The sequence below is a fragment of the Mycobacterium sp. ITM-2016-00318 genome, assembly GCF_002968285.2.
Lineage (GTDB): Bacteria > Actinomycetota > Actinomycetes > Mycobacteriales > Mycobacteriaceae > Mycobacterium.
This window is the reverse complement of record NZ_CP134400.1, coordinates 2,907,971-2,919,807: the sequence shown is the minus strand read 5'-3', so window position 1 is coordinate 2,919,807 and position 11,837 is coordinate 2,907,971. Positions and strand designations below refer to the sequence as shown.

The 11,837-nt window shown below is 67.7% G+C and carries 12 protein-coding genes and 1 riboswitch; all 12 genes read right to left on the bottom strand.

From position 1 onward, the window contains the following. Position 1: 1 nt before the first annotated feature. The 12 genes from C6A82_RS14305 to secA2 all read right to left on the bottom strand — a co-directional run bounded on the left by C6A82_RS14305 (position 2) and on the right by secA2 (position 11,833). The gene (locus C6A82_RS14305) at positions 2–418 is read right to left on the bottom strand and encodes a hypothetical protein (RefSeq protein WP_105346208.1); all 417 of its coding nucleotides are present in this window, start codon (positions 416–418) and stop codon (positions 2–4) included. Continuing rightward, entirely contained in the window at positions 418–3,321 is a 2,904-nt protein-coding gene (gene gcvP, locus C6A82_RS14300) for an aminomethyl-transferring glycine dehydrogenase (protein WP_105346193.1), read from the bottom strand. The genes C6A82_RS14305 and gcvP overlap by 1 nt, the downstream gene beginning before the upstream one ends. An 88-nt stretch (positions 3,322–3,409) precedes the next feature. Continuing rightward, positions 3,410–3,507, bottom strand: a riboswitch (glycine riboswitch). 52 nt (positions 3,508–3,559) lie between these two features. After that, on the bottom strand, positions 3,560–4,183 hold the full coding sequence (locus C6A82_RS14295; RefSeq protein ID WP_105346195.1) for a MerR family transcriptional regulator: 624 nt from the start codon (positions 4,181–4,183) through the stop codon (positions 3,560–3,562). Positions 4,184–4,425: 242 nt separating this feature from the next. Then, positions 4,426–4,920: a bifunctional nuclease family protein gene (locus C6A82_RS14290; protein WP_105346197.1), complete on the bottom strand. Its 495-nt coding sequence runs from the start codon at positions 4,918–4,920 to the stop codon at positions 4,426–4,428. Positions 4,921–4,968: 48 nt separating this feature from the next. Continuing rightward, positions 4,969–5,700, bottom strand: a complete 732-nt coding sequence (locus C6A82_RS14285) for a MerR family transcriptional regulator (protein WP_199193815.1) — start codon at positions 5,698–5,700, stop codon at positions 4,969–4,971. Next, positions 5,701–6,180 carry a glycogen accumulation regulator GarA gene (gene garA, locus C6A82_RS14280; protein WP_105346199.1) on the bottom strand — a complete coding sequence of 160 codons (480 nt, stop codon included), beginning with the start codon at positions 6,178–6,180 and terminating at the stop codon, positions 5,701–5,703. A 186-nt stretch (positions 6,181–6,366) separates the two neighbouring features. Then, positions 6,367–6,762: a glycine cleavage system protein GcvH gene (gene gcvH / locus C6A82_RS14275; RefSeq protein ID WP_105346201.1), complete on the bottom strand. Its 396-nt coding sequence runs from the start codon at positions 6,760–6,762 to the stop codon at positions 6,367–6,369. Positions 6,763–6,786: 24 nt separating this feature from the next. Beyond that, positions 6,787–7,617, bottom strand: a complete 831-nt coding sequence (locus tag C6A82_RS14270; protein WP_105346203.1) for a DUF881 domain-containing protein — start codon at positions 7,615–7,617, stop codon at positions 6,787–6,789. 3 nt (positions 7,618–7,620) lie between these two features. Beyond that, positions 7,621–7,953, bottom strand: coding sequence for a small basic family protein (locus C6A82_RS14265; protein WP_105346205.1), 333 nt, complete (start codon positions 7,951–7,953; stop codon positions 7,621–7,623). Then, positions 7,950–8,894, bottom strand: coding sequence for a DUF881 domain-containing protein (locus C6A82_RS14260; protein WP_311101346.1), 945 nt, complete (start codon positions 8,892–8,894; stop codon positions 7,950–7,952). The genes C6A82_RS14265 and C6A82_RS14260 overlap by 4 nt, the downstream gene beginning before the upstream one ends. Continuing rightward, positions 8,887–9,489 (bottom strand): CDP-alcohol phosphatidyltransferase family protein, encoded by a 603-nt coding sequence (locus C6A82_RS14255; RefSeq protein WP_105341736.1) that lies wholly within the window; start codon positions 9,487–9,489, stop codon positions 8,887–8,889. The genes C6A82_RS14260 and C6A82_RS14255 overlap by 8 nt, the downstream gene beginning before the upstream one ends. A gap of 10 nt (positions 9,490–9,499) precedes the next feature. Next, a complete protein-coding gene (secA2, locus tag C6A82_RS14250; RefSeq protein WP_199193580.1) occupies positions 9,500–11,833 on the bottom strand; it encodes an accessory Sec system translocase SecA2 in 2,334 nt (777 codons plus the stop codon). Positions 11,834–11,837: the final 4 nt, after the last annotated feature.

The window sequence follows — 11,837 nt, the reverse complement described above, 5'->3', positions numbered from 1 at the left end:
ATCAACTGCCGCCAGGGGCAGCGCCCACTCCGATAAGACTGCCCAACTGCCCGATCACGTCCACCGGGCTCGGAGCCGCGGGAGGTGCGGCATCCGTCTTCTGCCAGTCCTGGCATTCGCTGGACCTGAATGTCGTGTCGCCCGCCTCGATTTGGACCGTCTGCGGCTTCTTCGTCATCGCGTTGGCGACGGTCCCGTCGCCGTTTGAGCGCTTCCAGTAACAGACGCCGCCCTCGACCGGACCGGCGGACTGGTACACGCCTGGCACGATGTCGGTTCCCACCGCGTAGGTGCCGTCGCCGAAGCTGGTCTTCGGACCTGGCGGCGGTGGCGGAGGTGCGGGATCGGCATACGCCAGCGGGGTCGACGCAGACATGCCCACGATCAGCAGTACGGCCGCGGCAGCGATGCGGGACATCAGGCGAACGCCTCCACCGGTGGACATGAGCACATCAGGTTCCTGTCACCATACGCGCCGTCGATACGTCGAACCGGTGGCCACACCTTCGGCCGGAACCCCTTACCCAGCGGATATGCCGCCTGCTCGCGGCTGTAGGGATGAGACCAGTCCTCGACGACCAGGCTTTCCGCGGTGTGCGGGGCGCCCCTCAGCGGGTTGTCCTCGGCAGGCCAGGCGCCGGAGCCGACCTGGTCGATCTCGCCGCGGATGGCGATCATCGCCTCGCAGAACGCATCCACCTCCTCGATGCTCTCGCTCTCGGTCGGCTCCACCATCAGGGTGCCCGCCACAGGAAAACTCATAGTCGGCGCGTGAAAGCCGTAGTCGGCCAACCGCTTCGCGACATCGTCAACGGTCACGCCGGTCGACTTCGTGATGCCGCGGAGGTCGAGGATGCACTCGTGGGCCACCATGCCGTTCTCCCCGGTGTAGAGCACCGGGTAGTACTCGTCGAGGCGGCGGGCGATGTAGTTGGCCGACGCGATCGCGGTCAGCGATGCCGCGCGCAGCCCGTCGGCACCCATCATCCGGATGTACGCCCAGGTGATCGGCAGGATCGACGCCGACCCGTAGGGCGCCGACGACACCGTGTGATCATCGGACATTTCCTCGGCCATGGGATGGCCGGGCAGGTAGGGCTGCAGGTGCGCGCGGACGGCGACGGGTCCGACACCCGGTCCGCCGCCGCCGTGCGGGATGCAGAACGTCTTGTGCAGGTTCAAGTGGCTGACGTCGCCGCCGAACTTCCCCGGTCGCGCGAGCCCGACGAGCGCGTTGATGTTCGCGCCGTCGACGTACACCTGACCACCGACGTCGTGCACCGCCGCGCAGATCTCGGCGATGTCGTGCTCGTAGACGCCGTGGGTGGACGGATAGGTGATCATCAGGGCCGACAACCGGTCCGCGTGCTCGGTGACCTTGGCGCGCAGATCGTCGAGGTCGACGTCGCCGTTGGCCCGGCAGGCAACCACCACCACCCGCATGCCCGCCAGCGCGGCCGACGCCGCGTTGGTGCCGTGCGCACTCGACGGGATGAGACACACGTCGCGATCGGTTTCTCCGCGCTCGGCATGGTAGGCCTGGATCGCCAGCAGCCCCGCATACTCGCCCTGCGAGCCCGCGTTGGGCTGCAGCGACACCGCGTCGTAACCGGTCAGCTGCGACAGCCAGGTCTCGAGGTCGGCGATCAGCTTCCGCAGCCCAGGCGCGTCGGAATGGGGGGCGAACGGATGCTGGCGGGCGAACTCGGGCCAGGTGATCGGCTCCATCTCGGCGGCGGCGTTGAGCTTCATGGTGCACGAGCCGAGCGGAATCATGCTGCGGTCCAACGCGATGTCCTTGTCGGCCAGCGAGCGCAGGTAGCGCATCATCTCGGTCTCGGTGCGGTACCGGGTGAACGCGGGGTGGGTGAGGAACTCCGATGTCCGGGTCGCGATGTCCGGTCCGCTGAACTGGCCTGCCGGTGCGGCTCCGCTGCTGGATGTCGCCGCCGGTGCGGCTCCGCTGCTGGATGTCGCCGCCGGTGCGGCTCCGAACGCCGCGAGCACACCGGCGACATGCTCGGGCGTGTTCGCCTCGTCACACGACACGGAGACGTGATCGTCGTCGACGACCCACACGTTGATGCCGCGTGCCTTGGCGTCGTCCCTGACCTGTGCCGCCCGGCCGGGCACCCGCGCCAGCACGGTGTCGAAGAACCTGTCGTGCACCACGTCGACGCCCGCGGCGGTCAGGCCGGCCGCCAGCGCGCGGGCCCGGTCGTGCACGCGGCGGGCGATGCCGGTCAGCCCGTCGGCCCCGTGATAGCTGGCATACATCGCGGCGATCACGGCAAGCAGCACCTGCGCCGTGCAGATGTTGCTGGTCGCCTTGTCCCTTCGGATGTGTTGTTCGCGGGTCTGCAGAGACAGCCGGTAGGCCGGTGAGCCGTCGGCGTCCACCGACACCCCGACCAGCCGGCCGGGCAGCTGTCGTGCCTGCTTGCTGTGCACGGCAAGGTATCCGGCGTGCGGGCCGCCGAATCCCATTGGCACACCGAAGCGTTGGGTGCTGCCGAAGGCCACGTCCGCGCCGACCTCACCCGGCGGGATGATCAACGTCAGCGCCAGCAGGTCGGCGCCGATCGCGACCAGCGCGCCCCGCTCGTGCGCCTGACCCACCAGGTCGGTCCAGTCGACCACTTCCCCGCCGGCGCCGGGGAGCTGGGCGATGACGCCGAAGAACTCGCCGTCGGGCAGACCTTGGCGCAGGTCGGCGGTGATGATCTCGATGCCGAGCGGCTGGGCCCTTGTGGCGAGCACGGCGGCGGTCTGCCGGTACAGGTCGACATCGACGGCCAGCCGGTTCGAGGTACCGCGCACTGCCCGGTGCATCAGCGTCATCGCCTCTGCGGCGGCGGTGCCCTCGTCGAGCATCGACGCGTTGGCCACCTCGAGGCCCGTCAGGTCGGCGACCATGGTCTGGAAGTTCAGCAGCGCTTCGAGCCTGCCCTGGCTGATCTCCGGCTGATAGGGCGTATACGCGGTGTACCAGGCGGGGTTCTCGAGGATGTTGCGGCGCAACACCGGCGGGGTGAGCGTGTCGTAGTAGCCCTGTCCGATCATCGACACCGCGACGGTGTTGGCGTCGGCGAGGGCGCGCAGTTCCGCCAGTGCCTGCTCCTCGGTCGCAGCATGCGGCAGCCGGTCGAGTCCCGGCGCGACACCGTCGGCTGACAAACTGTCGAGGATGCCCGCGGGGAGTGCCTTGTCGGCGAGTTCGTCCAGCGAACCCACCCCGATGGTCTTGAGCATGACGGCGACAGCGTCCGCGTCCGGCCCGATGTGGCGGTCGGCGAAGTTCGGCTGATCGTGGGAGAACATCTCTCTCTCCTGAGGTCGGAAGCAGGAAACCCGCTAGGTTTCCTCTCCCTCAGTCGTCAACCCCGTGTGGGCGCTCCAGAGGCATTCGGGGCCCTGCGCGGTCCGGGTGCCTGAGAGTTTGACGGAGAGGTATTGCTCCTTCGGCGTCCGTGGCTGGCCGCAACGGATCTCTCCCGCACAGGGGCGATGCGCTGCCGATTCTACCGTCATCCAGTAGCGGAGCGGAGCGCAGCCGTGCTCAGCCGATCTTGCGGTCGCGGTGCTTGCGCCGGTTCGCCAGCTCGTCTTCGGGGGCGCTGATCGATTCGCCCCCGTCGGCCCGCTCGCCAGGGAAGTCGGCGATGGCCCCGGTCAGCTCCCGCATCGCGCCGGACACCGCGATGCCGAACACTCCCTGACCGCCCTGCAGCAGGTCGACGACCTCCTCGGCCGAGGTGCACTCGTAAACGGTGGTGCCGTCGGAGAACAACGTGATGTTGGCCAGATCGCGTACGCCGCGCTGGCGAAGGTGATCGACCGCGACCCGGATGTTGTGCAGTGAGATGCCGGTGTCGAGCAGACGCTTGACGATCTTGAGGACCAGAATGTCCTTGAACGAGTACAACCGCTGGCTGCCGGACCCCGCAGCGCTGCGGATCGACGGCACGACCAGTGAGGTCCTGGCCCAGTAGTCCAACTGGCGATAGGTGATGCCTGCGATCTGGCAGGCGCTCGGCCCGCGGTAGCCGACGAGCTCGTCCGGCACCGAGTCATCGGGGAAGAGTCCGGCCTGCACCGGTTCGCTGGGAGCTGTGGCGGGCGGTTGCGGTGCGCCGTCGCTCGGCGTGAGATCCAGCTGCTCCTGACGTGGCTTGTCTACCACTTGAGAATCCTCTCGCCGATCCAACTCGCGGCTGTGACCTGCACCGCGGCACGTTTGCCAAAGCCCGAGTGTGTCGAGCATACGCTCCCCGACGAACCCTGACTGCTCGTCGCGTCCATCAAAGTATGGCTGCCCCGATCCCCGTTCCGGGAAACCGGAGCCGCGTGTCGAGCCGGAACGATCAGTTGAGACGCATCCGTGATGTTGGGCACACGCGCGGGAGGAGCCTGAGAGGACGGGGTTCAGGTGGCCTTGAAGTCGTCGGGCGACACGCTGTCCAGGAACTCCTTGAACTTCTCGACCTCGTCCTCGCGAACGGCGCCGGTGGCCTCGTCGTCGTTCTCGTCGGGTATCAGCAGCCCGGCCTCGGCGAGCACGGCCTCTTCGACGTAGATCGGCACCCCGACCCGCAGCGCGATGGCCACCGAGTCCGACGGCCGCGCCGACACCTTGATGTCGCGATCGAAGATGAGATCGGCGTAGAAGGTGCCTTCCTGGAGGTCGACGATGCGCACTTCTTTGAGCGAATGGCCAAGCGCGGCAATGAGATCTCGGATCAGGTCGTGGGTCAGCGGACGAGCGGGCTCGACGCCCTGCTGCTCGAGCGCGATCGCCGCAGCCTCCGACTGGCCGATCCAGATCGGCAGATACCGGTCACCGTTGGACTCGCGCAGCAGCAGAACTGGCTGGTTCTGCGGCTGCTCCACGCGAATGCCGACCACCCGAACCTCACCCATCTGTGCCTGCCCTCCGCACGCTGAAGCCACTTACGACGAGTCTAATCCTCACCTGTCGAGAACGTCGCGGACGGCCGACTTGATCAGCGACGTGTGCAACGTGATCGCGAGCGCGGCCACCTCGCGAGCCAGGTCGTCGGCACGGTCGCGCGCACCGGCCTTACCCGCCTTGACCACCGGCCCGGCGATCTGAGCGATCAGGTCGGACTGCCGGTCGGCCGCCGAACGGAACGCGCGCAGATGGCGCGGCTCCACCCCGTAGTCGGCGAGCGCACGCGCGCACTGGGCGATCACCACGGAGTGCTCGTCGAAGAATCCGGCGGGCCCCGTCGTGATCACGCCCTCCTTGATCAATGAGGTGAGAAGCATGTCGTCGACGCCCGAACGCGACAGCAGGTCCTCGCGGCTCAGCCGCGCCTGGGTGGGCGCGACGGCGGCGTCGCTCTGGGCCGGCTCGCCCGACACCGGCACCAAACGCGGTACGCCGTAAGCGGATCCGGTCTGCGGTAGCTCGCCATCGGGCTGGGCGTCGAGTTGCGCCTTGATCACTTTCAGGGGCAGATACTGGTCGCGCTGCGCGGTCAGGATGAATCGCAGCCGAGCACAGTCGTAGGCGGTGAACCGCCGATATCCCGACGCCGACCGCTGCGGCGTGACCAGTCCCTCGGCCTCCAGGAAACGGATCTTGGAGATGGTCACGTCCGGGAAGTCTCGTCGCAGCGAGTCGAGCACCGCTCCGATCGACATCCCGGCTAGCGCGGGCGTGTCGGGGGCGGTCACTTAGGTGCCCGGGCCGCTGTCATCCGTTTTGGGGCCAGTCAGGAAGACCAGGCGGAACTTGCCGATCTGCACTTCGTCGCCGTTGGCGAGCACGGCCGAGTCGACCGGTTCTCTGTTGACGTAGGTGCCGTTGAGGCTGCCCACGTCGACGACCTGGAATTCCGCGTTCTCCAGCCGGAACTCTGCGTGGCGACGGCTCACGGTCACGTCGTCGAGGAAGATGTCGCTGTCCGGATGTCGCCCCGCCGATGTGGTGGGCTGATCCAGCAGAAAGCGCGAGCCCGCGTTGGGCCCCCGCTTGACGACGAGAAGTGCCGATCCGACCGGCAGACCCTCTACGCCCGAGACCGCCCCCTCGGCTCCTGCCGCCGGCGGCGCGTCCAACTCGTTGAGGAAGTCGGCGCGGAACACCGATGTCGTCTCAACGGTGAGATCGTCAGACGTCTGGCCTGGCCCAGAGCTCTGATCCTTGTCCGTCACCCGCTGCTCCTCACTGGCTGCTGTGGCGATATCTGGCCGGGCCCGCTGTGGGTCCCCTCTCCAGCCGTCTTTCGTCTTGCGTCGACCGTACCGCGCTGCGGTCGCCGTTGGGTCCACCCCCGCCGGATCAACGTGAAGACCGCCGGGTCAGACGGTGGAACCGATCGCTGGCACCCTAACAACATCTCACTCGGTCACCAGAGCCTGGTAGGCGTCCGCGGTCAGCAGCCCGTCTAGCTCGCTGCCCAGCGCGTCGGCGTCTGCCTGCAGCTCGACCAGCCAGCCCCCGCCGTAGGGATCGGAGTTGACCAGCTGCGGGTTGCCCTCCAGATCACCGTTGACCGCAACCACTTTCGCGGTGACCGGGGAGTAGAGGTCGGACACCGACTTCGTCGACTCCACCTCGCCGAACGACTCCCCCGCCGTGACATCGCTGCCGACGTCGGGCAGTTGGACGAACACCACGTCGCCCAGCGACGACTGGGCGAAGTCGGTGATGCCGACCTTCACCGTGTCATCTCCGACGCGCTGCACCCACTCATGCTCCGCGGTGTAGTTCAGGTCGGGCGGAATTTCGCTCACGGTGCTCCTCTTCGCATCTGGGGCTCACTTCACGGGCTGAGCGTATTGGCGGGCTTTCGGTTGCCGCAAGGCGGTGATGTCGACCCGGTCGGATTGTTGTACCACCATCGTGCCGCCGACGCGCTCAACACTGTCCATCGCGCCGCCGGGGATGTTCATCGCCGCGGCCAGCGTCGGCGGATCGCCAATCGCGACAACGGTATACGGCGGATTGAGGGTCTGGCCGTCGATCTTTAGCGCACCGGGCGCCCCGACGACCCAGGTGTCGACGCCGACCCGCACCGAGACCTTGGGATCGCCGGCGCCGCCCTGCACCTCGATCGCCTCGGCGCCTGCGTTGCGAAGCTCGTTGATCACGTCGAGCATGGTCTCCGGCGCCACCCCCGCTGCGGCATCGGCGATGGTCAGCGTCACGCCGGGTCCTGTCGCGGACACCGTGCCGATCAGGATCGAGAGCGCGGCGAGCCGGGCCCGGGCGTTCTCGATCGCCGCCTGGTCGCTGCTTCCCGACGCCTCAAGAGACGCCAGCGTTCGCTGCATGTCGGTGACCTCGGTGTTCAACGCGGCCTCCCGCTGCTGAAGGGAGTCCAGCAGCACCAGCAGATCGGCGGGTCGCGCCGTCTCCAGCGAGTCGCCCGAAACGTTCTGCCGGACCTGCGTGACGATGGCCACGCCGAGCAGCACGCACAGCAGTGCGCCGAGCGCCCCGAACACCAGCTGCGACCGTCCCCGCCGAAGCATCGCGCCAACACCCGCCAAGCCGCCGATCCGCTGCGCGGGTTCGTCGGGAGGCAGCTCGTGGCGCCCCCCCGAGCCGGCCTCGTGGGCTCCCGTGGTGTCGTGGGTGTCGCTCATGGGTCAGGCGCCGAAGAGCCTGCGGCGCAGCGCCGCGGCGTTGCCGAATATCCGGATACCGAGGACGACGATGATCGCGGTCGACAGCTGGGTACCGACGCCGAGTTGATCACCGACGTAGACGATCAGGGCGGCCACAAGGACGTTGAACACGAACGACACCACGAAGACCTTCGAGTCGAATATCCGCTCCAGATAAGCCCGGAGGCCGCCGAACACCGCATCCAGTGCGGCGACCACCGCGATCGGCAGATACGGCTCCACTAATTCGGGCACGCTGGGATGGAAGACCAGGCCGAGCACGATTCCGATGACAAGAGCGGCGATTCCGATCATCTGTCTCCGATTTCCTTGCCGAAGTTGACGTCTCGCACAGAGCCCGCGGGCACGGTCACGGAGTCGGTGGCGCTGACGGTGACCACGACGCCATAACTGGCCTCCAACAGCCGAAGCCGGTGCAGACCGGGGCTGCGGTCGAATGCATCGGCCATGGCGTGCGGTGGACCGATCGCCAGGATCTCGTAGGGGCTGGCGATCGGTTGGTTGTCTACGAGGATGCCGCCGCCCGCCTGTCGGATGGTCACGTTGGGTCCGATACGCACGCCCCCCACCGAGACCGCTTCGGCGTCGCTGGCCCACAGCGAATTCACCACCAGCTGCAGGTCGCGATCGAGGATCACCTGCCTGCTGCCCTCGACGCGTTCCTTCGACACATCGCTGAGGTCCTTCGTCACTCCTGGGTCGGTGACCGTCACCGTCAGCCCGGGGCCGGTCACGGCGGTGGCCGCGGCGGAGAAGTTGGCGACGTCGAGGCCGCCGAGCAGTTGTCTGCCGAGCGCGTCACCTTCGAGTCGGCTGCGTCGTTCGGTGTCGAGCTCTCGCGCCAGCGCATCGCGGCGGGCGGTGGCGGCGTTCGCCCTTTCCTCCGCGGACAGCACGCTGGCCGAGAGCACCTGCTGGGATTCGCGCACACCGGGCGCGGTGGCCTGGGCCTGCCCGACGGCGAACGCGAACACCGTCGCGATGGCCAGGGCCGCGAGCACCTGCCAGCTCGCGGTGGCCAGCCGACTGCGTGATCTGCCACCGTCGCGCGCGGCGGCCGCCGCGGCGTAGCCGGGGTCGAGGTGATCGGATAACAGCGATCGCAGCAGCGACGGCACCGGGATCAGCGTCGGTGCGTTCGCCTGGTGCTGACTGCGCCCGGCATCGGGGTCGTAGCCGCCCAGTGCGCGACCTCGATCCGTTGTCGCCGGCCGTGCGGCTTCGGGGTCATCCACGGGAGTGCGCCTTCGGCATCGTGCGCATCACCATCCCGACCTGAATCAGGTACAGGACGGCCGACCACAGGTAAAGCGCCAGACCCCAGATCACGAACGCCCAGCCCCACGCCAGGATCACGCGGCTCCACAAGGCATCCCACTGCCCGAGCAGGATCAGTGGGAAGCCCGACATGAGCGCGAACGTCGCGCCCTTGCCGATGTAGGTGACGGGCAACGCTGTCAGCCCGCGGGTGCGCAGCAGCGGAAGGGTGGCCGCAAGGAGTGCGTCGCGACCGATCAACGTGATGACGACCCACCAGGGCACGATCCCGGCGACGCCGAAGGCGAGCGGCACCGTGAGCATGTAGATCCGGTCGACCGCCGGATCGAGGAGTTCACCCAACCGAGACGACTGGTTGTCGACCAATCGCGCGATCTTGCCGTCGGCCCAATCGGAGAAGCCGCTGAACATCAGCACGGCAACGGCCCAGCCGTTGGCGTGGGCGACCAACAACAGGTAGAGGAAGACGGGCACCAGGACAAGGCGCAGCACCGACAGCGCGTTGGGCACCGTGACCACGCGATCGCGCACATCCCCCGCTGCGCGGTTCATGGCGTTAAACCTAGCGGAATATCCCCGGCAGGCTGAGTGCCGACATCGAGTCTTCTGCCAGCGGATTGTCGTGCACCATGTACGTCCACGTCGACGTCGGGCGGGCCAGCTTCGACAGGTCGAGGCCCTGCTCCTCCCCGAGGACGTTCGCGGTCTCGAAGGTCTGCTGGGCGGCTTCGATGGCGTCGGCGGCAAGCGAGGCGAAGGCGTCGACGGCCATCCGGTGGAACTCGTCGATCGGCTTCTGATGTCCCAGCGCGCGCAGGTGGATGCTTTCGCGGATATCGGCGAGGTAGGCCAGATGATCGGCCCAGCCACGGTCGAGGTGGTAGAGCATGATCTGCCGGCAGATCGTCTCCAGCCGCTCCTCGGTCAGGTCCTCGGCAAGTTCCCGGTAGCGGTCCGGCGACTTCTTCTCCAGCTCCTCGCGGGCAGTCGGGGTGCGTAACAAGGTGTTTCGCCGCTCGACCAGGATTGCGCGTTGCTGTGCGATGAGTTCGTTGAACTGCCACGTGTTGGCGTGCACGGCGAGCAGCCTGCCCTCGGCCACGCGCTGCGCATGGTCGAGGAAGCCGGCGGCCTTCTTGTTGACGATGAGGCCGTCCTCGTCGGTCTCGGTCGGCAGTTTGTTGAGCTTCTCCGCCTCGAGGTGCGCCCTAACGACGTCGTCCTCCCAGCTGGAGAAGAACACCGACGAACCGGGGTCGCCCTGGCGGCCGGCGCGACCGCGCAGCTGGTTGTCGAGCCGGTCGGTGCTGTGCCGGCCGGTGCCGATGACGTGCAGGCCGCCCAGTTCGGCGACTTCGTCGTGGTCTGCCTCATCGGAGCCGCCGAGCCGGATGTCGGTACCACGGCCAGCCATCTGCGTCGAAACCGTCACCGAGCCGAGCTTGCCCGCCTCGGCGATGACCCGCGCCTCTTCTTCGTCGTTCTTGGCGTTCAGCACGACGGCCGGCACACCGCTTTTCACCAGCCGCTCGTGTAGCTCCTCGGATTCGGCGACGTCGCGGGTGCCGACGAGAATCGGCTGTCTGGTCTTGTGCACCTCGGCGATGTGCTCGATGATGCCGTCGATCTTGGCGGCGGCCGTGATGTAGACGCGGTCCGTTTCGTCCTCGCGGATGTTGGGCGCATTCGGCGGTATCGGCGAGACCCCGAGCTTGTAGAACTGCCGCAGCTGCTCGCCGGCCGCCAGCGCGGTGCCTGTCATACCGCAGACCGTCGGGTACCGGCTGATCAACGCCTGCACCGTGATGGTGTCGAGCACCTCGCCGGTCTCGGTCGGCTCGATGCCCTCCTTGGCTTCGACGGCGGCCTGCAGCCCGTCGGGCCAGCGCTGCAGCTGCGCGATGCGCCCGCGGCTGGCGTTGATCAGGTGAACCGCGTCGTCGCGAACGATGTAGTGCACGTCGCGGTGCAGCAGCGCGTGCGCGTGCAGGGCGACGTTCACCTCGGTCAGCGTCGTGCCGACGTGTTCCTCGGAGTACAGGTCGGCTATGCCGAGCTTGGCCTCGATTTTCTGGGCGCCGGTCTCGGTCAGGTGCACGTTGCGGCTGTCGAGATCGGTGTCGTAGTCGACGCCTGCGATCAATTCGCCGACCAGCCGGATGATTTCGAGTTTCGGGGTTTCCCGGTGCGACGTGCCTGCAAGCACCAGCGGCACCAGCGCCTCGTCGACCAGAACGGAGTCGGCCTCGTCGATCAGCGCCACGTCCGGGTTGGGCGAGACGAGATCGTCGACGTCGGTGACGAGCTGGTCGCGCAGCACGTCGAAGCCGATCTCGTTGACCGAGGCGTAGGTGATGTCGCACTGGTAGGCGGCGCGGCGCTCGTCGGCGGTCGATTCGGCGGTGACCCAGCCGACGGTGAATCCCATTGCCTTCAGCAGCGGGCCCATCCATTCGGCGTCACGCTTGGCCAGGTAGTCGTTGATCGTGACGACGTGCACACGCCGCCCCGCCAGGGCGTACCCAGCGGCCGCGATCGCGCCGGACAGCGTCTTGCCCTCACCGGTGGCCATCTCGATGACGTCGCCGGCCAGCATCCGCAGCGCGCCGAGGAGTTGGACGTCGAACGGGCGCAACCCGGTGGTGCGCTCCGAGGCTTCGCGAGCGATCGCCAGGAACTGCGGGATGTCCTTCGACTCGGCGAGATTCTTGAGGTGCAGCAGTTGGGTGGCCTTGCGCAGCTGGTCTTCGTCGAGGTCGGCGGCCTTCTCGTCGAACTCCGCCGACGCGCTGACCTGCGCGAGAGAGCGCGCCTGATCCCTGTCGGTACTTGCTCCGAGCAGCTTCCAGAATCGGTTGCTGACACCACCTGAGGTGCGGGTCTTCGTCTTCGCCACGAGA